We start from the raw sequence: 20,123 nt of genomic DNA on the forward strand, positions 1-20,123 counted from the left end.
ACGATTGATCTGCAATCCTCCAAGATGAGCGCGCCGCGATCCGGGGCCATCCCATGCCCGGCCGATTGCGGCGGTGATGCGCAGGCCAGCGTATCGCTCATCCACATGGAGAACACAATGCAAAACAGCGTGTTGTCGCATCTCATCCCGCGCGCGATCGCCGCGGGCTGCCTGCTCGCCGGTGCGAGCGTATCCCAGGCAGCGGGCGCATTCGCGCCCTACGTCGACGTGACGCTCTACCCGACGCCACTCGTCGACAGGATCGGTGTTCAGCAAGGCATCCAGCAATTCACGCTCGCGTTCGTGGTCGCGGGCAACGGCTGCACGCCGTCGTGGGGCGGCGTGCAGGCGATCGGCAACGGCGCGACCGGCGATCTGCTGACGTCGATCGGCACGGCCATCACGAACTATCGCGCGAAAGGCGGCGAGGTTGCCGTGTCGTTCGGCGGCGCGAACGGCACGCCGCTGATGCGGGCGTGCACGAGCGTTCCCGCGCTGAAGACCGCGCTCCAGACCGTGATCGACACGTACAGCCTCACGCATGTCGACTTCGACATCGAGGGCGCGTCGCAGCTCGACGCGGCGGCCGTCGCGCGCAACTTCCAGGCGGTCGCGCAGCTGCAGGCCGACTATGCGGCGAAGGGTAAGCCGCTGCACGTCACGCTGACGCTGCCGACGATGCCGACCGGGCTCATCCAGGACGGCCTGAACGTCCTCACCGCGGCGATCGCGAACAAGGTCAACCTCGACGCGGTGAACGTGATGACGATGGACTACGGCCCCGCCGGCATCGACATGGGCGCGGCCGCGATCAGCGCGGCGCAGGGGCTCTACTCGCAGCTCGACACCGCGTACAAGTCCGCCGGCCAGCCGAAGAGCAGCGCGCAGCTGTGGCAGATGGTGGGCGTCACGCCGATGATCGGCGTAAACGACACGCAGGGCGAGACGTTCACGCTCGACAACGCGCAGAGCGTGCTGAACACGGCCATCAACAACGGCTACGGCTTCATCAGCTACTGGTCGTCGACCCGCGACAAGCAGTGCGACAGCAACACCGGCTACGCGTCGCCGATCTGCTCGGGCGTCACGCAGCAGCCGTACGCATTCGCGTCGATCTTCAAGAAGCTCGACGCCAAGTGGGGCACGGGCGTCACGCAGGATCCGAACTACGGCGGCGGCTCGGACGGCGGCGGCACGCCGCAGCCGGGCGCACCGTGGTCCGCGAGCCAGGTCTATACGGCGGGCGCGACGGTCACGTACCAGGGCGTGACCTACCAGGCGCAATGGTGGACCAAGGGCGACATCCCGGGCCAGGCATCGGTGTGGAAGGCCGTGAACGGCGGCACGCCGGATTGGTCGGCGGCCACCGCCTATCAGGCCGGCGCGTGCGTGATGTACCAGGGCGCGAAGTACTGCGCGAAATGGTGGACCCAGGGCGATACGCCGAGCGCGGGCGGCGTGTGGGCAAGAGCGTGATGCGGCGCGTTCCGTCCGCGTGACGTGATGCGGGCCGCGTCGGCATCGGCCGGCGCGGCCCGTGGCGCGCACTGCGCGGGTGTCGGGCGGGACGGCCCCGCCCCGACGCCCGCGTCAGCGCCGATCGTGTTCGGCGAGCAGGCGCGCCTTTGCGTCGACGTGCGCGTCGTGATGCAGGCGAATGCGTTCCGTCGGCCCGACGACCGGCAGCCCGTACCAGTCGCCGTCGATCGGCAGCGCGATCGCGACCGCCGACAGTTCCGGCGCGCTTTCGCCGACGTTGTCGGCCCATCCTTGCGTGCGGCTTCGCGCGGCGTGTTCGACCAGTGCGGGCAGGCTCGTGATCGTCGCATTCGTGAAGCGCTCTAACGACAGCTGGCCGCCGAGCGCCTGCTGCGCATCGGCCGGCCGCTCCGCGAAGATCGCCTTGCCGATCGAGTTCGCGTGCAGCGGACGCAGCTCGCCCGGCTGGCGCGTATAGATGCGCAGCCCCGCCGGCGCGCCTTGCTGCCCGTGTTCCGTCATGTGTGTCGCTCCCGGTTCCTGGTTTCGGCATTGGCGAACTATTCTTGTACGTGAATTTGTATTCATGTATGAGAATTCCAATGTCAAGCAGGAGAAGACCGGATGCGATGGCCGCGCGCCGGGTGGCGTCTGTCCGGTTGCCGGGGCACGCCGCCCTTCGCTAAGCTGGCGTTCCGACGCCTCCCCACCCGAATCCGGAGACTTCATGAAACGCATGCTGCTGGCCGCCGTGACGTTCGCGGCGACGCTGACCGTCGCTCACGCGCAAACCCAGACCTACCATTTCGGAGAAGGACAGATGCAGCCGCAAGGCGCGGCGCAACCGGCGCAACCCGCGCCGCTGCCGGGCGCGACACAGGGCACACCGCTGCCGCAAGGCTCGGCGCCGAGCGCGCGGCCCGCGCCGCGACGGGCGCATGTGACCCCGCATCGGCATTACCGGCACGCGGTGGTCAAGCAGCGCCACCACGCGCGGCATGTCAAGCGGACGCGGCGCGGCGTCTACAAGCACACCTGATTCGGCCGGCCATGCCGGTCGACGACATTCGTGTGACGTTCACCGGCCTGTCATGCGTTATTTCGGATGGCGATGCACCTGGCGCTCGCACGTCCGCGCAATGTGACCTATGCTTTCGGCAACGTATCGATTTCACCCATGAACCGGCCGGCGCGTTTTCGCTCGTCACGCGCCGCGCAAGCATCGTGTACCGGCATGACAGCCGCGCCCCGCCGATCGCGGGCGCGGTGTCACGACACCATTGGCCGTCCGGCACGGCCCGGCGCGATCGCTGTCGCAAGAGGCGGCACGCCACGAATCATCCGAGGAAACCGCATTGGAGCATTCCGCGCCGCCCCGTGTGAAGCATCACGCCCGTGCCGGTCGAACGGATGCCGGATCGTGCGGTTTTCCTGCCCGTCGGCTCAGGGTCGGCGGTAACCGGCGCGAATCACGCGTTGCATCCGGGCAGTCGAGCCCGGTTGCAACCGTGAAGCACAACCCCCGACCCCTCCACTGACAGCGAGCCCATCATGACGAGCCTGTACAACTACCGCGGGTACACGATCGAAGTCCGCTGCGAGCATCAGCCGGGCGCGGAAGCGGACACGCATGCGCCGGCCCCCGGCTATGTCGCCGTGGTCCAGGTGCGCGCGGGCGATACGTCGTCGATCTTCTTCTCGCCGGTGAGGCTCGCGGACGACTACGGCAAGCCGTTCGCCGACAGCCTCGATGCGCTGAGCGCGGGCCGCACGGCGGGCGAGATCATCGTCGACGATCTGTTGTCGAGCGCTGGCTGAAGGCGCGCGTCAGCGCAACCGTTTGCGCGTCAGTTCGCGTCCTTCGTAGACGATGAGGAAGATGCCGAGCATCGTGGCGCCGACGGCCACGTATTCGCCCAGGCCGCTCGTGCCATGCTGGAGCGCGGAATTGATGCCGAAGCCGATGCCGACGGCAATCAGCGCGAGGCCGGCGAGCAGCCCGCCGATCGGTCCCGTGTGGGTTTTGTTGAAGGTGCTCATGTTGTTACGCCCGTAGCCCATCTTGTTCTGATCACGTGCGGCGCGTACGGTGCGGGGACCGGCACGGCGCCAAGTTTTCGTGATTCGACTATATCCGGACATAAATTGCGTCAACGCATGCGGCGGATCTTTTCGATGAAGTGTTGCGGCGAGCCGACGTCGTTATTGCGCGGCGCGCCGCTCACGATCGCAGGAAAGCTCCGGCCTTTCGCTCGAGCAGCGCGATCAGTTCCGGCTGCATGAACGCGTACTTGTCGGGGATGTCGAGGCACACGATCTTCTTGTGCCGCAAGTCCGCGCCGAATTGCCTCGACAGCTTCGCCTTGTGCGCGCGCTCCATCACGAAAATGACGTCGGCCCATGCGATCTGCTCGCGCGAAACGATGGACTCGGCGTCGGGCGCGACGCCGGCCGAATCCGTTTCGATGCCGGGCCACGCTGCAAATACGGCTTCCGCCGTCGGGCTGCGCAGCCGGTTGCGGCTGCAGATGAAGAGTGCTCGCGTCATGCCTGATGCGATCAGCCTTGCGGCATCGTGCCGGGACGGAGGTACGCCAGCATGTAGGACACGTAGTCCGCCTTGCCGAGTTCGACGCCCTGGTTGCGCAGGATCGCGTACGCGGTGATCACGTGAAAGTAGAACTGCGGCAGCGCCCAGTCGCGCGCGTACTGCTCGCCCGTCATGTCGAAGACGACGCCGTTGGGCAGTTCGAGCGCGATCGGCAGCGCCCCGCCTTCGTCCAGCGCGGTCGGCGACAGGCTGTCGAGCAACGCAAGCGCATCGGCAATGCGCGCCTTTGCGTCGGCCCAGGTGCCCGGCTGCGCGTTGGCGTTCCATCCTTCCTGCCGTATCGCCAGCAGCGTGTCCGGAAGCGGTTCGCCGCGCAGGCGGCAGACCGGCTCGAGCGCCTGAAAGCACGCGAACCGGACCTGGGCCGCGAGCGGATACATGTCCGCGGCAAGCCGCTCCGACAGCAGTGGATCGGGCTCGGCGCCCGCCGCCTGTCGATGGGCGGCAGCCTTGTCGAGCCACGACGACAGGCCTTGCAGGAACTGGGTGAAGGTGGGGATGAGAAGCTGGGTGGGCGACACGTAATCCTCCGATGAAATCAGGGCGGCACAACGATACCAGCGGGTGATGATTCGTGGCAATCGCATGACGGCCGTCGCGACGAAACGCGCGGGTGCGACGCGTGCGCGTCAACGCAGCGCAAGCCTGAACCCGTATACCTTCAGCGTCTGCAGGGCAACATCGAGTTCCTCGGCGCGCACGAAGCCTAGTTTTTCGTACATGCCCCAGGCAAGCTGCATCGGCTTCGTCGTGTGGAGCACGACCGCGGCATGGCCCCGCCGACGGGCGAGATCGATGCACGCCAGCGTCAGTGCCTTGCCCGCCCCGCCACCGCGAAAGGCCGGATCGACGCCGAGCAAGCGGATACCAGACGCGTTTCGGATACCGTTGACCGCGTCGCTCGACCCATATTCGGCCATGTCGCCGAAATACACGACACCGCCGATGAGTTCATCGCGTTCGGACACGGCCACCAGAACGCGCGCGTCCGGCTTCTCCGTGAAACGCGCGATGTTCGCGAGCATGTCGTAGTAGCCCGGCTGCTCGTCGGGGGACGGGAAGCCGGGCAATGCGGCATAGGCCTTCACCAACAATTGTCCAAGCCGGGGCAGTTCGTCGGCGCGCGCGTCGCGAATGGAGAAGCCGGGATTCATGGGTCAAGCGTCACGGTGTGCACGTTGTTGTGTGGACGGTCGGGCAAGGGTATACGGGGTCGGGCAGGCCGCACCTTGTGGCGACTTGCCAAACGGGAAGCGCCGAACCACATTCCGGATTCGGCCGTCTTTTCGGTCTTTGGTCATGCAATTTTCAGTCGGATACCGTTGATGGGAAAAGGCAAGTTTCAATCCCCGACAGTTCGATAACCCTGATGATGCAAATGCCGGTACACCCAGCGATTCCCGTGGCGCGCACAATAGACACTTTTTACCGTCAGCAGCAACAAGGCCAGAATCACGAAGGCCACATGATCGCGAGTGAGAAGCAGACCGGCGACGGCATCAGCCGCAAACAATCGCCCTCCTTGAACGATCAGCCCTTCGGAGTAGGCCCACATCGTGCTGAATATCAATGCCCACCAGTTAAAGCCGCAATTCACGCTGCGTTCGGGCATGATCGAATGGATCATGAGTCGGGTCGACGTCATCGCGCCGGGAAGAAGAGAATATTCACAGAGCAGTTATCGTCCTGAATGCGGCGCGCTTTAATTTCTTCGGGAGCGCATCGTCGCGGTCCTTCACTCGCCACTCAACCGCGCAGCAGACCCTGCGCAGCCACCCACTCCGCCCCCCACGCCGCCGCGATCCGCTCCCCCCGCCCGACCCTCACCGCCGCATCGTCAAAATCGACGAACACGACCTGATCCGCCGCCTCCGGCCGCGCCGGCATCTCGCGCGTGCGCCCATCCGACAGCACCCACAGCCACCGCTGCTTGTCCGGCTCGCGGCGCGCCTCCCGCGCGAGCAGCCTTGCGGCCGCATCGACCCCATCCGCGAACGGCGTACCGCCGCCGCCGCCCACCGGTTCGAGCCAGCGCGCATTCCACCACCTCGGCACTGCCGGCCCGAACCGCCGCTCGGCCCCCGAACCGCCAAAGCAAATCAACGCCGTTTCCGCCCGCGCCCGCGCGGCCTCGTCGAAATACGCGACGATCAACCCCTTCGCCGCCGCCAGCCGCTCGAACGACAGCATCGACGCCGAGCAGTCGAGCACGAAGCAATGCAGCGCGCGCGGCGCGCCCGCCGGTTTCCGGAACCGCAGATGATCGGCCTGCAGGCGCTCGCCGCGCTTGACCGCGAACGTCGCCGGCCACGCCACGGCGGCAACGCCCGCGCCGGTGCGCGCGACGCCCGGCGTGTACCCCGTTGCGCCCTGCTGCCATCGAGTGCCGCGAAGCGAAGTCGCGGCGGCGCCGGCTCGATGGCTCAGCGTTTTTTTAGTGGCAGCGGCAGCGGAATCACCCCCTTCACCGCGTGCAAACCGGCCGGTTCGGGCGGCAGGTAGCCCCAGTCGCCTTGCGAGCCTTGCGAATCCGCATCGCCCGAATGCGCGGCATCCGGCGGCGTTTCCCGCCCGCCGTGCGGAGGATTCGGCGGCGACGTCGAACCTGACGCATCATCGCCGGCCCCCGCCGCAGCCGGCGGCGTCGCATGCGCGCCCCGCCGATGCCGCAGCACCGATTCCGCGACACGGTCGACTTGGTCGACCGTCACCGCATCGGCGCCTTCGAGCGCCGCGAGCGCGCGCGCCGCGCGCAGCATCACGAGATCGGCGCGCAGGCCGTCGACCGCCGCATCGATGCACAGCGCGCTGACCCGCGCATGCACCGCATCGTCGAAGCCCAGCGCGGCCAGCGCCCCGCGCGCCGCGCGTACCCGCACGGCCAGCTCGCTCTGCGCGGCCGCCTGCCGCGCCCGGAACGCATCCGGCTCGAGATCGAACGCGAGCCGCGCCTTCACGATCTGCTGGCGCTGCGCGGCGTCGAAGCAATTCGCGAGCTCGACCATCAGCCCGAAGCGATCGAGCAATTGCGGCCGCAGCTCGCCTTCCTCCGGATTCATCGTGCCGACCAGCACGAAGCGCGCGTCGTGCGCGTGCGACACGCCATCGCGCTCGACGATGTTGACGCCGCTCGCGGCGACGTCGAGCAGCGTATCGACGAGCCCGTCCGCGAGCAGGTTCACTTCGTCCACGTACAGCACGCCGCGATGCGCGCGCGCGAGCAGCCCCGGCCGGAAGCGCACGCCGTTTTCCGCGAGCGCATGCGCGAGATCGAGCGTGCCGGTCACCTGCTCGTCGCTCGCCGACAGCGGCAGCGTCACGAACTCGCCTTCCGGCAGCAGCTCGGCCAGCGCACGCGCGGCGGTGGATTTCGCGGTGCCGCGCGGCCCGCTGACGAGCACGCCGCCGAGCGACGGATCGACTGCCGCGAGCAGCAGCGCCTGTTGCAGCGCGGCCTGCCCGACGAGCGCGGTGAACGGGAACACCGCGCGCCGGCGGTGCGTCGGATCGGTCATCGCCGTGCTCCTTCCTGGTGGTGTTCGCTCGCGAGCCAGACCGCCTCGATCCGCTCGCGATAGTCGGCCGGCTGTTGCCACAGCCCGCGCTGCATCGCCTCGACGAAGCGCTCGCAGATGCCCTGCAGCGCACGCGGATTGTGCCGCTCGAGGAACGCGCGCGTATCGTCGTCGAACAGGTATGCGTCGGCGACGAGCGCGTATTGATGGTCGGCCAGCACGCGCGCGGTCGCGTCATAGCCGTACAGGTAGTCGACGGTCGCGGCCATTTCCGCCGCGCCCTTGTAGCCGTGCCGCTTCACGCCGTCGAGCCACTTCGGGTTGACGACGCGCGAGCGGATCACCCGTGCGATTTCCTCGCGCAGCGTGCGCATCTTCGGCGCGGCCGGGTTCGCGTGGTCGCCGTGATACAGGCTCGGCTGGCGGCCCGACAGGTGCCGCACCGCGGCCGTCATGCCGCCCTGGAACTGGTAGTAGTCGTTCGAATCGAGGATGTCGTGCTCGCGGCTGTCCTGGTTCTGCACGACGACGTCGATCGTCGCGAGCCGCTCGCCGAACACGTCGGCCGCGGCATCGCCCGCGCTGTTCTGCGCATACGCATGGCCGCCCCATTGACGGTACGCGTCGGCGAGATCGGCATCGGTCTGCCAGCGGCGCTGGTCGATCAGATCCTGCAGCCCCGCGCCGTAGCTGCCGGGCCGCGCGCCGAACACGCGCCAGCCGGCGCGGCGCCGCGCTTCGTCGGCGGGCACACCCTGCTCGATCCACTTCGCGCGTTCGCGCTCGATGCGCGCGCGGATCGGGTTCAGATGCTCGGGCTCGTCGAGCGCCGCGACCGCCTGCACGGCCGCGTCGAACAGGTGCATCAGGTTCGGGAACGCGTCGCGGAAAAAGCCCGACACGCGCAGCGTCACGTCGATGCGCGGCCGGTCGAAGATCTCGATCGGCAGGATTTCGAAATCGGTCACGCGGTGGCTGCCGTGCGCCCATTTCGGCCGCACGCCGATCAGCGCGAAGGCCTGCGCGATGTCGTCGCCGCCGGTGCGCATCGTCGCCGTGCCCCACACCGACAGGCCGATCGCGCGCGGGTAATCGCCGTGATCCTGCAGATGCCGCTCGATCAGCTGCTGCGCGGATTTCAGGCCGAGCGACCATGCGGCCTGCGTCGGCACCGCGCGCGTGTCGACCGAATAGAAGTTGCGGCCGGTCGGCAGCACGTCGGGGCGGCCGCGCGACGGCGAACCGCTCGGGCCGGGCGGCACGAAGCGGCCGTCGAGCCCGCGCAGCAACTGGCGCAGCTCCTCGCCGCCGCATGCGTCGAGCGCGGGCATCAGCGTCGCGCGCACACGCTCGATCACGGGCAGCGTGTGCGTCCAGACGCCCGGCGGCGGTTCGCACGCGTCGCCCGGCGCGCTCGCGCACAGGCGGTCGAGCCACTGCTGCGCCAGCCGTTCGAGCCGCTCGCGCGTATCGCCCGCATGGCGCCACGTCGATTCATCGACCGCCTGCAGCAGCGCCGGGCGCGGCCCGTGCCACGGCGCGGCCCAGTCGGCGGCGAGCGGATCGAAATCGTCGCCGAGCGCGAGGTCGCGCGCGAGCGCGCCGATCAATCCGGCGCGCGCCTGCTGGCCATCGCCGATCGGAAAGCGCGCAAGCGCGAGCAGCGTGTCGCGCCGCTGGCGATCGGCCGGCGACGCGCCGAACACATGCAGCCCGTCGCGGATCTGCGCTTCCTTCAGCTCGCACAGCCACGCGTCGACGCGCGTCAGCAATTCGTCCTCGTCGCTCGCATCGCGCGGCGGCGCGACGCTCAGTTCGTCATGCAGACGATGCTCGGCGATCGTCGCGAGGATCGTCTTGCGCAGCAGCTTCGCGCGCCGCGCGTCGACCATCAGGGCTTCGTAGTATTCGTCGACCTGCCGCTCGAGGTCCTGCAGCGGGCCGTAGTTTTCCGCGCGCGTGAGCGGCGGCATCAGGTGATCGACGATCACCGCCTGCGCGCGCCGCTTTGCCTGGCTGCCCTCGCCCGGATCGTTGACGATGAACGGATACAGATGCGGCAGCGGCCCGAGCGTCAGGTCGGGCCAGCACGCGTCGGACAGCGCGACGCTCTTGCCCGGCAGCCATTCGAGGTTGCCGTGCTTGCCGAGGTGGATCACCGCGTCGACGCGGAACGCATGGCGCAGCCAGAAATAGAACGCGAGATACGCGTGCGGCGGCACGAGATCCGCATCGTGATAGCTCGCGTAGTCGTTCTCGCCGCGCGAGCGTGACGGCTGGATGCCGACGAACACGTTGCCCGCGCGCCAGCCCGCGATCGTGAAGCGCCCGTGGCGCAGCGTCGGGTCGGCTTCGGGCCGCCCCCAGCGCGCGCTCAGCGCGTCGCGCACGGCCGCCGGCAGACGTTCGAAATGCGTCAGGTAGTCGGCGAGCGCGAAGCTCTGGAACGCGGGCCGCAGCGCGTGCATCGCCGGGTCGTTGGTCACGCCTTCGGTGAGCCGCGCGATCAGCGCGTCGCCGTCGGCCGGCAAGTCCGCGACCCGGTAGCCCGCGTCGCGCAGCGTCGCGAGCACGCCGAGCGCCGACGCGGGCGTGTCGAGCCCGACGCCGTTGCCGATCCGCCCTTCGCTCTGCGGATAGTTCGCGAGAATCAGCGCGACGCGCTTGTCCGCGTTGTCGAGCGTACGCAGCCGGCACCAGCCGCGCGCGAGCGCCGCGACGAAGCCGATGCGCTCCGCGTCGGGCTGGTAGCGCACCACGTCGACCTCGGTATGCGGGCAGCGGTAGGCAAGCCCCTTGAAGCTCACCGCGCGCGTGACGATACGGCCGTCGACTTCCGGCAGCGCGACGTGCATCGCGATGTCGCGCGCATGCAGCCCCTGATTGTCGGCGAGCCATGCGTCGCGGTTGCCGCCGGACAGGATCACCTGCAGCACCGGCGCATCGCCCGCGAGGATGTCGGGTTCGGGGTCGTCGATCGCGCCCGCCGCGAACGCGGTCGTGTTGAGCACGAGTGCGACGTCATGCGCTTCGCACAGCCGCGCGACGATCTCGCGGCTCACCGTGTCCTTCAGCGACGTCACCGCGACCGGCAGCGGATTCAGCCCTTCGCGGATCAACGCGTCGGCAAGCGCGTCGAACACCGCGGTGTTCGCGGCCTGCCAGTGCGCCTTGTAGAACAGGATCGCGACGACGCTCGCGCCGGGTGTCCAGCGCGGCAGCCAGTCGTCGATGCTGGCCGGGTCGCGCGCCGGGTGATACAGCGCGGCGGCCGGCAGCGGGCGCGGCGGCTCCGGCTCGTCGCCGAAACCGAGCGTGTGAAACGCGATGCTGCGCAACAGCGCCTCGGCGTTGTGCGCGCCGCCCTCGCGCAGGTAGCGCCACCACATCCGGCACAGCGCGGGGTCGACCGTGCTCTTCGCGATCAGGTTCGGGTCTTCCTGCAGGTCGCCCGAGAACATCGCAAGCCGCTGCTTCTGCCGCGACGCGAGCGACACCGCCTGCTCGATCCCGTACGGCCAATATGCCTCGCCGCCGAGGTGGTCGATCACGACCGCCTTCGCGTGCTTCAGCACGTCGTCGACGTAGAAATCGACCGACGCCGGCTGGCGCAGGAACGTCACGTTCGCGAGCCGCACGCTCGGAAAGCCACCGGCCAAGCGCGGCACGACGCTCGCGAGGAGCGACAGCGTCGTATCCGCCGAGCTCAGGATCACGATCTCGGCGGGCCGCTGGTCGATCCGGACGACGCCCTGCGTATCGTCGACGAAGCCGCCCGGCGTGGTGCGCAGCAGATGCATCGCGGGTTACGCCTGTTGCAGCTCGGCCGCGAGCGCCGCATCGAACGCGCGCTGCAGCTCGGCCGCGTCGAGATCCTCGCCGATCAGCACGAAGCGGCTCGCGCGCGCTTCGCCGTCCTGCCAGCGGCGGTCGAAGTAGCTGTCGAAACGGCGGCCGACGCCCTGGATCACGAGCCGCATCGGCGCGTCCGGCAGCGCGGCGAAGCCCTTCGCGCGATAGATCGTGTGGGTTTCGACGACGCGCTTGAGCGCGGCGATCGTCGCATCCCGCGAACCCGCGTCGCCGCTGACGACCACCGAATCGAAATCGTCGTGATGGTGGTCGTGATCCTCGTCGTCGGCCGAGCCGTGGTGGTCGTGGCGCAGGTGGATGGTTTCCTCGGACGCCGATTCGAGCCCGAGCAGCATCGCGAGATCGAGCTCGCCGCGCTCGGCGCGCACGATCTTCACCTGCGGCGGGATCTCCTCGCGGATCGCCGCCTCGACCTGCGCGAGCTGCGCAGCGTCGACGAGGTCGGCCTTGTTGACGATCACGAGATCGGCGGACGACAGCTGGTCGGCGAACAGCTCGTGCAGCGGCGATTCGTGGTCGAGGTTCGGGTCGGCGCGGCGCTGCGCGTCGACCGCCTGCGGGTTCTCGGCGAACTGCCCGCTCGCGGTGGCCGGCCCGTCGACGACGGTCACGACCGCATCGACCGTGAAGCTGTTGCGGATCGTCGGCCAGTTGAACGCCTGCACGAGCGGCTTCGGCAGCGCGAGGCCGGACGTCTCGATCAGCACGTGGTCGATGTCGGCGCGGCGCTCGACGAGCGCTTCCATCACCGGGTAGAACTCCTCCTGCACGGTGCAGCACAGGCAGCCGTTCGCGAGTTCGTAGAGCTGGCCGGACGCTTCGCCCTCGCCGTCGTCGCAGCCGATCCCGCAGCCCTTGAGGATTTCGCCGTCGATGCCGAGCTCGCCGAACTCGTTGACGATCACCGCGATGCGGCGGCCCTGCGCGTGTTGCAGGATGTGGCGCATCAGCGTCGTCTTGCCGCTGCCGAGAAAGCCCGTGACGATGGTGACGGGCAGCTTGCGCATGGTCATGGAATGTCCTGTGTCGTAAAAGGGAGTCAGGCGGAGATCGTCACGTCGATCTCGTCGTAGCGCTTCATGCGGTAGATCGCGGCCGACACGAGCCAGCACGCGAGGAACAGGCCGATCACCACGTAGCCGAGCATGCCGAAGTGCGACGCGACCATCGCGGCGAAGTCCCACACGGGGCCCTGCAGCGACAGCTTGTCGGCGAGCAGCGCGAGTACCTCGATGCCGCCGATCAGCGCGGCGACCAGCACCGATACGAACGTGATCGTCATGTTGTAGTAGATCTTGCGGATCGGCCGCACGTACGCCCAGCGGTACGCGCCCATCATCAGGATGCCGTCGGTCGTATCGACGAGCGTCATGCCGGCCGTAAACAGCGCGGGCAGGACCATCACCGACCAGAACGACAGGCCGCCCTGCACCTGCGTGGCCGAGATGCCGAACAGCGCGATCTCGGTCGCGGTGTCGAAGCCGAAGCCGAACAGGAAGCCGACCGGATACAGGTGCCAGCTGCGCGACACGAGGCGGAACAGCGGCCGGAACAGCCGCGCGAGCACGCCGCGCTGGTTCAGCAGCATGTCGAGGTCCGCCTCGACGATCGCTTCGCCGCGCCGCGCGGCGCGGAACGTCCGGTACACGGAAATCAGGATCAGCAGGTTCGCGGCCGCGAGCACCAGCAGGAAGAACGCCGACACGCTGGTGCTGATCACGCCGCCCCACGCCTTCATGCTTTCGAAGCGCGACAGCGACGCGGCGGTGAGCGCGACCGCGACGGACATCACGATCACCACCGTCGAATGGCCGAGCGAGAAGAACAGGCCCGCGCCGAGCGGGCTGCGGCCTTCCTGCATCAGCTTGCGGGTGACGTTGTCGATGGCGGCGATGTGGTCGGCGTCGACCGCGTGGCGCAGGCCGAACACGTACGCGAGCAGCGCGGTGCCGAGCAGCACGGGCTGGTCGTGGAACGCGACGAAAGCCCAGATCCACGCGCCGGCGTTGAACGCAATGAGCAGCGCATAGATCGCGACGATTTTGCCGCGCAGGCCGGACGGGCTGTCGTTGAACAGGCGGAAGAACGAGTCGAGCATGGTGCTCCCTGGCGAACGGTCGACATGGTGAATGCCAACACGGCCGGCGCCATACGCTCGGGCCCGCGCGCGCTGCCGGATGCCGGGCCGGCGCGAAGCGCGCGGCGGGCCGGAATGCGGAACACGCTCGGATACCGGACGCGCTGCGGCGGCGGCCGTGGACGATGCGCCGCATCCCCGCGGCGCTGAACCCCTCGTCTCGGCCGGTATCCGGGCTGACGAACACGCCGCTTCGCCTTCCCGGACGCGCGACGCATCCAGTGGCGGTCGTCCGCATGCGCAGCAGGCATGCGGCGAAGCGGCGCTGCCTTGCGCGTGGCGCAAGGCGTTCGCTTACCGTTGCGGGGGCAGCACAGGTTGGCATGGCTGCGGGGCAGCCGAGCGTCCTGTTTCCCGTTTAACTGCGCGCGCCGGGAAGGCGCGCGCGAGCACCGAAACGCGTGCGAGTGTAGGCGTCGCGGGCGGGAGCGTCAAGGCGAGACGGCGGGCCGGCCGGAACGCTCACGCCGCGCGCGCCGCCCCCTCCGCGATCGCCTTGCGCAGCCCCGTCCGTGCGGGGCAAGCCGATGTTGGTATGCGTCCCCTCCGCCGCATGCGTCCGGCAGTCGGCAATCCAGGCCTTGCTCGTGACGTCAGGCGGATGATCGCAAACCAATTTGCGGCCGCGCAATGCATCGGCTGCCGGATCGATCTCGATCGAATGCGGGCTCAATCGGCCGGCCCTCCGGGCCAATGGCACGCTGTGCTATCGTATGCGCCGCGTTCGGTGCTCGCGCCCACCCTCCGGCGGGCGCAGTTAAACGGGAAACAGGAGGCGGCGCGACCGCCCGGCCTGTGCTGTCCCCGCAACGGTACGCCGCCCGCGTGACGCGCCCCGAGCGCGCACGCCCATGCCGCCCACGATGCCACTGCCCGCCAGCGCCGGGTGGGAAGGCCGCGGCCTGGCAAGCGGCCAGCCCGGATACCGGCCGACGCAAGGGGCGAGCACGACGCTCGCGAACGCCCGGTCCGCGGGGGACGGACTGCGTGCGCTGACCGTGCGCCTATCATGCGCTTATGCCCGCGTCGAGCGGGCCCCGTTCATTCCGCTATGCATCGCATCCTCGCAGGCCGGCTTCGCGCCCTCCGTTCGCCGCACGCCACCGCTTCGTCACGGCTCGCGCCGTGCCGCGCGCGATGAGCCGCGCCTGGCTGGTCGGCGCCGGCCCCGGCGACGCGGACCTGCTGACGCTCAAGGCGGTGCGCGCGATCGGCGCGGCCGACGTGTTGCTCGTCGACGATCTCGTGAACCCGGACGTGCTGCAGCATGCGCGCGCCGACGCAATCGTCGAACACGTCGGCAAGCGCGGCGGCCACGCGTCGACGCCGCAGGAAGCGATCATCGCCGCGATGCTCGCGCACCTGCGCGCAGGCCGCAGCGTCGCGCGCCTGAAAGGCGGCGACCCGTTCGTGTTCGGCCGCGGCGGCGAGGAGCTGATCGCGCTCGGCGCGGCGGGCTTTCCGGTCGAGGTCGTGAGCGGCATCACCGCCGGCATCGCCGCGCCGGCCGCGCTCGGCATCCCGGTCACGCATCGCGGCGATGCGCAGGGCGTGATCTTCGTCACCGGCCACGGCGCGGGCGACGACGAACCGGACTGGCACGCGCTCGCCGCGACCCGCATGACACTCGTGATCTACATGGGCATCCGCCGGCTCGGCGCGATCGCCGCCGCGCTGCGCGCGGGCGGCCTGCCGGACGACACGCCGTGCGCGGCGATCGAATCGGCGACGCGGCCCGGGCAGCGTCACGCGCTGGCGACGCTCGCGACGCTGGTCGACACCGTCGGCGCGGCCGGCATCGGCTCGCCGGCGATCGTCGTGATCGGCCGCGTCGCCGCGCTGGCCGCCGATCCCGCGGTGCAGGCCGCGCTGGCCGGCGCCGCTCCGCCGCCGGCGCGCACGTGATGCAGGTCGCCCTCGGCCTCGGCTTTCGCGCGGGCGTGAGCGCCGCGCAGCTCGACGCCGCGATTCGCGCGGCGCTCGCGCATCACCCGCACGCGCGGCCGGCCGTCGTCGCGACGCTCGTCGACAAATCCCGCGCACGCGCGCTGCGCACGCTGTGCGCGCGGCGCGGCTGGCCGCTCGTCGCGTTCGACGCCGCACAGCTCGCCGCGCATCCCGAACTGGCCGCCAGCGCACCGTCGGCCGCCGCCCTCGCCCGCTTCGGCGTGGCCGGTGTCGCCGAGCCCTGTGCGCGGCTCGCCGCGCCGCGCGGCCGGCTGCTCGGCCCGAAATTCGCACGGGGCGGCGTGACGGTCGCGTTCGCCGGCCCGCTTTGACCTCCTTTTATCGACAGGACGAATCCCGATGAAAACCGATCCCGACGCGCATCTGCGGATGACCGAACGGCGCCGCGCCGGCCACGAGAAGAAGCAGGCCGCCGCCGTCAACGAGAAGGGCCTGCTGATGGTCCACACGGGCAACGGCAAGGGCAAGAGCACCGCCGCGTTCGGCATGGCCGTGCGCGTGCTCGGCCACGGCATGCGGCTCGGCGTCGTGCAGTTCATCAAGGGCGCGCTGCACACGTCCGAGCGCGATTTCCTCGGCGCGGTCGCGCACTGCGATTTCGTGACGATGGGCGACGGCTATACGTGGAACACGCAGAACCGCGACGCCGACATCGCGACCGCCCGCAAGGGCTGGGACGAGGCGCGCCGGATGATCGAGAGCGGCGATTACCAGATGGTGATCCTCGACGAGCTGAACACCGTGCTGAAGTACGAATACCTGCCGCTCGACGAAGTGCTCGCGACGCTCGCCGCGCGCCCCGCGTCGCTGCACGTCGTGGTGACGGGCCGCCATGCGCCCGATGCGCTGATCGAGGCGGCCGACCTGGTCACCGAGATGCGCCTCGTCAAGCATCCGTACAAGGAGCAAGGCGTGAAGGCGCAGCGCGGCGTGGAGTTCTGAACGATGCCCGCCTGCCCGGCGCTGTTCGTCAGCGCGCCCGCGTCCGGCCAGGGCAAGACGTCGGTGACGGCCGGCCTCGCGCGGCTGCACCGCCGGCTCGGCCGGCGCGTGCGCGTGTTCAAGACCGGCCCGGATTTTCTCGATCCGATGCTGCTCGAGCGCGCGAGCGGCGCGCCCGTGCATGCGCTCGATCTCGGCATGGTCGGTGAGGCCGGCTGCCGCGCGCTGCTCGCCGATGCGGCGCGCGACGCCGACCTGATCCTGATCGAAGGCGTGATGGGGCTGTTCGACGGCACGCCGAGCAGCGCCGATCTGGCCATCGCGTTCGGCGTGCCGGTCGTCGCGGTGATCTCCGCGAAATCGATGGCGCAGACCTTCGCGGCGATCGCGTTCGGGCTCGCGCGGTTCCGGCCCGGCCTGCCGTTTCACGGCGTGCTCGCCAACCGGGTCGGCTCCGCGCGGCACGCGCAACTGCTGCAGCAGGCGCTGCCCGGCGACCTGCGCTGGCTCGGCCACGTGCCGGCTGACGCGGGCATCGCGCTGCCGGAGCGGCATCTCGGCCTGCATCAGCCGAACGACATCGACGATCTCGACGCGCGGCTCGAGCGCGCGGCCGATGCGCTGGCGAATACGGCGCTCGCGGAATTGCCGCCTGCGGTCGCGTTCGCGGAACCGGAGCCCGCCGCGCCGCCCCCCCGCGCGCTGGCCGGCAAGCGCATCGCAATCGCGCGCGACGCCGCGTTCTCGTTCATCTATCCGGCCAATCTCGCGCTGCTCGACGCGCTCGGCGCGCAGTTGCGGTTCTTTTCGCCGCTCGCCGACGAACCGGTGCCCGACGGGTGCGACGCGCTGTTCCTGCCGGGCGGTTATCCGGAGCTGCACGCGTCGACGCTCGCGGCGAGCACGACCACCGCGCGGACGATCCGCGCGCATGCGGCGGCCGGCAGGCCGATCGTCGCGGAATGCGGGGGGATGGTGTATCTGTGCGATGCGCTGACGGACGTCGACGGCGCGACCACGCCGATGCTCGGCCTGCTGCCGGGCGTCGCGACGATGCAGCGCCGCTTCGCCGCGCTGGGCATGCAGCAGCTCGACACGCACGCGGGGCCGATGCGCGGCCATACGTTCCATTATTCGCGGCTCGATACGCCGCTTGCGCCGGTGGCGGCCGCCGTGCGCCCGGACGGCGGCGCAGGCAGCGGCGAGGCCGTGTACCGCACGGGGGCGATCGTCGCGACGTACATGCACATGTACTGGCCGTCGAATCCGTTGGCGGCGGCGGCGCTGTTCGCAGGCGCGGTGCCTTGAATTTGAAGGAAGGACGCGTCCGCCATCGAGCGGACGGCATGCGAGGCAGGCCCGCGCAGGCGTTGCGCCGGGTCGCGCGGCCCGCTTCGAGCAACGTCGCCCGGCAAGCCGCATCACGACGCCATCACGGCCTTTCCCGTCCGGGCGCCTCCGATCGCGACGTCCTGATGACGATCCCGCCGGGCGAGAAATGCGCATTGAACATCGCATCGCCCGATACGCCGCCCTCGGCCCAGTGCCAGCTCCATACCTCTTCGTGGCTCAACGCGTATTGCGCGACCGACGTCGGCTTGCCGAGCAGTTGCCGCACATCGTCCTTCGACATGCCGGGCACGACCTTCGCGATGTTGTCCGCGGTCAATGCCTGCGTGATCGAAACGAGCCTGCCGTCGGGCCCGAAATCGAGCATGTAGGTGCTCGTGCCGAACGGGCCGCGCGGGTACTCGAAGCGCTGCGAGCCGTCTTCGTTCTGCCTGACCATCTCCGGCTTGCCCGCGTCGCGAAGCACGTCCTCGACCGTCGACACGCCCGGCTGCAGTTTGCCGAATGCCAGGTTGTCCGGTTTGATTGCATTGACCGCGTCGGCGACCTTCTGGTCGTCGCACCCCGCCACGAGGAAACCGGCCGCGCACGCGGTCAGCGCGGTCAGGAGAAGTTTTCGCATTTCGTCTGTGCCGTATCGATTGAGCCGATTCGATGCCGCGCGCGGGCCTCGTCAAGCGAGGCGGCCATGCGGGCCTCGGAAGGAACCGGTGACGCGGCGCAGCGTAGCATGCGAGCTGCCGCCGGGATGTCAAGGAGCGTCAAATCCTGCTTGAGCGCGATACGGCGGGCGTACCGCCGATGACCCGAGAATGCGCACGGCATCCGGACCTTGATCGAGCGATGGTGACGCCGCACACACACTGTCGAGCGACACATTCAAGGACAGACCGCGTGATCGCCGAGCGAAACGGCGGTGTTGCGTGACATAGGCAGCCTCCGGTTCAACGCGTCGATCAAATACCAAAGTTCGGTACTCGACCGTTTCATCATCGACCCGCAGCAGCCGGCCGCCCCGCATCAAGCCCCCTTCAGACCAGAAACGCCTCCGCCAGCCTGACCCAGTACGACGCCCCCGTCGGCAGCGCCGCATCGTTGAAGTCGTAGCCGGGGTTGTGCACCATGCAGCCGCCCTCCCCGTCGCCGTTGCCGATGATCAGGTAGCAGCCGGGGCGCTGCTCGAGCAGGAACGCGAAATCCTCGCTGCCGGTGAGCGGCACCATCCCGTCGATCAGGTTCGCTTCCCCGACCCATTCGCGCGCGACGTCCCGCGCGAACGCGGTCATCTGCGCGTCGTTGACGAGCACCGGGTAGCGGCGCACGTAGTCGACCGTCGCGGTCGCGCCGAACACGGCCGCCTGCGCGTGGATGACTTCGGTGATGCGCGTTTGCAGCAGGTCGCGCACCGCCGGCGTGAGCGCGCGCACCGACAGGCGCATCTGCGCGCGGTCGGGAATCACGTTCGGCGCGTCGCCCGCATGGATCGCGCCGACCGTGACGATCGCCATCTCGAGCGGCGGCACGTTGCGCGACACGATGGTTTGCAGCGCGATGACGATCTGCGCGCACACGACGACCGGGTCGACCGCCTTGTGCGGCATCGCGCCGTGGCCGCCGTGCCCCTGCACGTCGACGTTCACCGTATCGGACGACGCCATGAACGGCCCCGGCAGGAAGCCGAAGCGGCCGGTCGGAAAGCCCGGCATGTTGTGCATCGCGAAGATCGCGTCGCACGGGAACTGCTCGAACAGGCCGTCGTCGAGCATCTTCTTCGCGCCGCCGAGCCCTTCCTCGGCCGGCTGGAAAATCAGGTTCAGCGTGCCCGAGAAGCGCCGTTCGCGCGCGAGGTGCTTCGCGGCCGCGAGCAGCATCGCGGTGTGGCCGTCGTGGCCGCACGCGTGCATCTTGCCGGGAATCGTGCTCTGGTACGGCAGGCCGGTGCTCTCGTGGATCGGCAGCGCATCCATGTCGGCGCGCAGGCCCAGGCGCTTCGCGCCGTCGCCCGCCTTCAGCTGCGCGACGACGCCCGTGCCGCCGAGCCCGCGATGCACCGTGTAGCCCCACGCCTGCAGCAGTTCGGCGACGAGGCCGCTCGTCGCGAATTCCTCGAAGCCCAGTTCGGGATGGGCGTGGATGCGGTGCCGGATCTCGATCATTTCGTCGGCGAGGCCTGCGGGGATCACGCTGTGGGTCACGGTGTCGTCTCCATTGGGAATGTGCGGCCAAGGATAGTCGCTCGAACGACAAC

General features: G+C 69.4%; 19 protein-coding genes, 1 pseudogene and 2 riboswitches. Of the genes and pseudogenes, 7 read left to right on the plus strand and 13 right to left on the minus strand.

The window, feature by feature from the left end; translation table 11 throughout:
* The first annotated feature begins 117 nt into the window (after positions 1 to 117).
* Positions 118 to 1,476 carry a chitinase gene (locus tag ABFO07_RS10605; protein ID WP_059807230.1) on the plus strand — a complete coding sequence of 453 codons (1,359 nt, stop codon included), beginning with the start codon at positions 118 to 120 and terminating at the stop codon, positions 1,474 to 1,476.
* A gap of 114 nt (positions 1,477 to 1,590) precedes the next feature.
* Here ABFO07_RS10605 and ABFO07_RS10610 read toward each other — a convergent pair.
* A pseudogene (locus ABFO07_RS10610) lies at positions 1,591 to 1,956 on the minus strand (IclR family transcriptional regulator domain-containing protein); the annotation flags it as partial.
* A gap of 109 nt (positions 1,957 to 2,065) precedes the next feature.
* On the opposite strand from ABFO07_RS10610, the gene ABFO07_RS10615 reads away from it, so the two are divergent.
* Together ABFO07_RS10615 and ABFO07_RS10620 are read left to right on the plus strand one after the other, a co-directional pair.
* Positions 2,066 to 2,518 (plus strand): hypothetical protein, encoded by a 453-nt coding sequence (locus tag ABFO07_RS10615; protein WP_430733025.1) that lies wholly within the window; start codon positions 2,066 to 2,068, stop codon positions 2,516 to 2,518.
* Between the two features lie 512 nt (positions 2,519 to 3,030).
* Entirely contained in the window at positions 3,031 to 3,297 is a 267-nt protein-coding gene (locus ABFO07_RS10620; protein ID WP_059885976.1) for a hypothetical protein, read from the plus strand.
* A 9-nt stretch (positions 3,298 to 3,306) separates the two neighbouring features.
* Here ABFO07_RS10620 and ABFO07_RS10625 read toward each other — a convergent pair whose 3' ends face one another.
* From ABFO07_RS10625 to ABFO07_RS10670, 10 genes are all read right to left on the minus strand, one after another.
* The gene (locus ABFO07_RS10625; protein WP_230942440.1) at positions 3,307 to 3,519 is read right to left on the minus strand and encodes a hypothetical protein; all 213 of its coding nucleotides are present in this window, start codon (positions 3,517 to 3,519) and stop codon (positions 3,307 to 3,309) included.
* Positions 3,520 to 3,700: 181 nt separating this feature from the next.
* On the minus strand, positions 3,701 to 4,027 hold the full coding sequence (locus tag ABFO07_RS10630) for a low molecular weight protein tyrosine phosphatase family protein (protein ID WP_060017287.1): 327 nt from the start codon (positions 4,025 to 4,027) through the stop codon (positions 3,701 to 3,703).
* An 11-nt stretch (positions 4,028 to 4,038) separates the two neighbouring features.
* A complete protein-coding gene (locus tag ABFO07_RS10635; protein WP_059806820.1) occupies positions 4,039 to 4,611 on the minus strand; it encodes a DUF1993 domain-containing protein in 573 nt (190 codons plus the stop codon).
* A 108-nt stretch (positions 4,612 to 4,719) separates the two neighbouring features.
* Positions 4,720 to 5,244 carry a GNAT family N-acetyltransferase gene (locus ABFO07_RS10640; RefSeq protein ID WP_059885977.1) on the minus strand — a complete coding sequence of 175 codons (525 nt, stop codon included), beginning with the start codon at positions 5,242 to 5,244 and terminating at the stop codon, positions 4,720 to 4,722.
* A gap of 188 nt (positions 5,245 to 5,432) precedes the next feature.
* The gene (locus tag ABFO07_RS10645) at positions 5,433 to 5,717 is read right to left on the minus strand and encodes a hypothetical protein (RefSeq protein WP_124480333.1); all 285 of its coding nucleotides are present in this window, start codon (positions 5,715 to 5,717) and stop codon (positions 5,433 to 5,435) included.
* A 119-nt stretch (positions 5,718 to 5,836) separates the two neighbouring features.
* Positions 5,837 to 6,406 carry a vWA domain-containing protein gene (locus ABFO07_RS10650; RefSeq protein ID WP_059962861.1) on the minus strand — a complete coding sequence of 190 codons (570 nt, stop codon included), beginning with the start codon at positions 6,404 to 6,406 and terminating at the stop codon, positions 5,837 to 5,839.
* Between the two features lie 107 nt (positions 6,407 to 6,513).
* Positions 6,514 to 7,605, minus strand: a complete 1,092-nt coding sequence (locus ABFO07_RS10655; RefSeq protein ID WP_347467140.1) for an ATP-binding protein — start codon at positions 7,603 to 7,605, stop codon at positions 6,514 to 6,516.
* Entirely contained in the window at positions 7,602 to 11,405 is a 3,804-nt protein-coding gene (gene cobN / locus ABFO07_RS10660) for a cobaltochelatase subunit CobN (RefSeq protein WP_347467142.1), read from the minus strand. The genes ABFO07_RS10655 and cobN overlap by 4 nt, the downstream gene beginning before the upstream one ends.
* Positions 11,406 to 11,411: 6 nt before the next feature.
* Positions 11,412 to 12,491 (minus strand): cobalamin biosynthesis protein CobW, encoded by a 1,080-nt coding sequence (cobW, locus tag ABFO07_RS10665; RefSeq protein WP_059885988.1) that lies wholly within the window; start codon positions 12,489 to 12,491, stop codon positions 11,412 to 11,414.
* 26 nt (positions 12,492 to 12,517) lie between these two features.
* A complete protein-coding gene (locus tag ABFO07_RS10670; RefSeq protein WP_059885990.1) occupies positions 12,518 to 13,576 on the minus strand; it encodes a HoxN/HupN/NixA family nickel/cobalt transporter in 1,059 nt (352 codons plus the stop codon).
* 184 nt (positions 13,577 to 13,760) lie between these two features.
* Positions 13,761 to 14,027: riboswitch (cobalamin riboswitch) on the minus strand.
* A 295-nt stretch (positions 14,028 to 14,322) separates the two neighbouring features.
* Positions 14,323 to 14,563: riboswitch (cobalamin riboswitch) on the plus strand.
* A gap of 189 nt (positions 14,564 to 14,752) precedes the next feature.
* On the opposite strand from ABFO07_RS10670, the gene cobA reads away from it, so the two are divergent.
* Genes cobA through ABFO07_RS10690 form a run of 4 tightly spaced genes read left to right on the plus strand, consistent with a single transcriptional unit; the run spans position 14,753 to position 17,833 of the window.
* Positions 14,753 to 15,520, plus strand: coding sequence for a uroporphyrinogen-III C-methyltransferase (gene cobA, locus ABFO07_RS10675; RefSeq protein ID WP_059988421.1), 768 nt, complete (start codon positions 14,753 to 14,755; stop codon positions 15,518 to 15,520).
* Positions 15,520 to 15,894, plus strand: a complete 375-nt coding sequence (locus ABFO07_RS10680; protein ID WP_059906288.1) for a cobalamin biosynthesis protein — start codon at positions 15,520 to 15,522, stop codon at positions 15,892 to 15,894. The genes cobA and ABFO07_RS10680 overlap by 1 nt, the downstream gene beginning before the upstream one ends.
* A 28-nt stretch (positions 15,895 to 15,922) precedes the next feature.
* Entirely contained in the window at positions 15,923 to 16,525 is a 603-nt protein-coding gene (gene cobO / locus ABFO07_RS10685; protein ID WP_124489958.1) for a cob(I)yrinic acid a,c-diamide adenosyltransferase, read from the plus strand.
* A gap of 3 nt (positions 16,526 to 16,528) precedes the next feature.
* Entirely contained in the window at positions 16,529 to 17,833 is a 1,305-nt protein-coding gene (locus ABFO07_RS10690; protein ID WP_347467145.1) for a cobyrinate a,c-diamide synthase, read from the plus strand.
* Positions 17,834 to 17,957: 124 nt separating this feature from the next.
* On the opposite strand, the gene bamE is transcribed toward ABFO07_RS10690, so the two are convergent.
* Together bamE and ABFO07_RS10700 are read right to left on the minus strand one after the other, a co-directional pair.
* Positions 17,958 to 18,497: an outer membrane protein assembly factor BamE domain-containing protein gene (bamE, locus tag ABFO07_RS10695; RefSeq protein WP_059560639.1), complete on the minus strand. Its 540-nt coding sequence runs from the start codon at positions 18,495 to 18,497 to the stop codon at positions 17,958 to 17,960.
* 409 nt (positions 18,498 to 18,906) lie between these two features.
* Entirely contained in the window at positions 18,907 to 20,070 is a 1,164-nt protein-coding gene (locus tag ABFO07_RS10700) for a M20 aminoacylase family protein (RefSeq protein ID WP_059885994.1), read from the minus strand.
* Positions 20,071 to 20,123 lie beyond the last annotated feature (53 nt).

The sequence above is a fragment of the Burkholderia stagnalis genome (assembly GCF_039848545.1).
GTDB classification, from domain to species: domain Bacteria; phylum Pseudomonadota; class Gammaproteobacteria; order Burkholderiales; family Burkholderiaceae; genus Burkholderia; species Burkholderia stagnalis.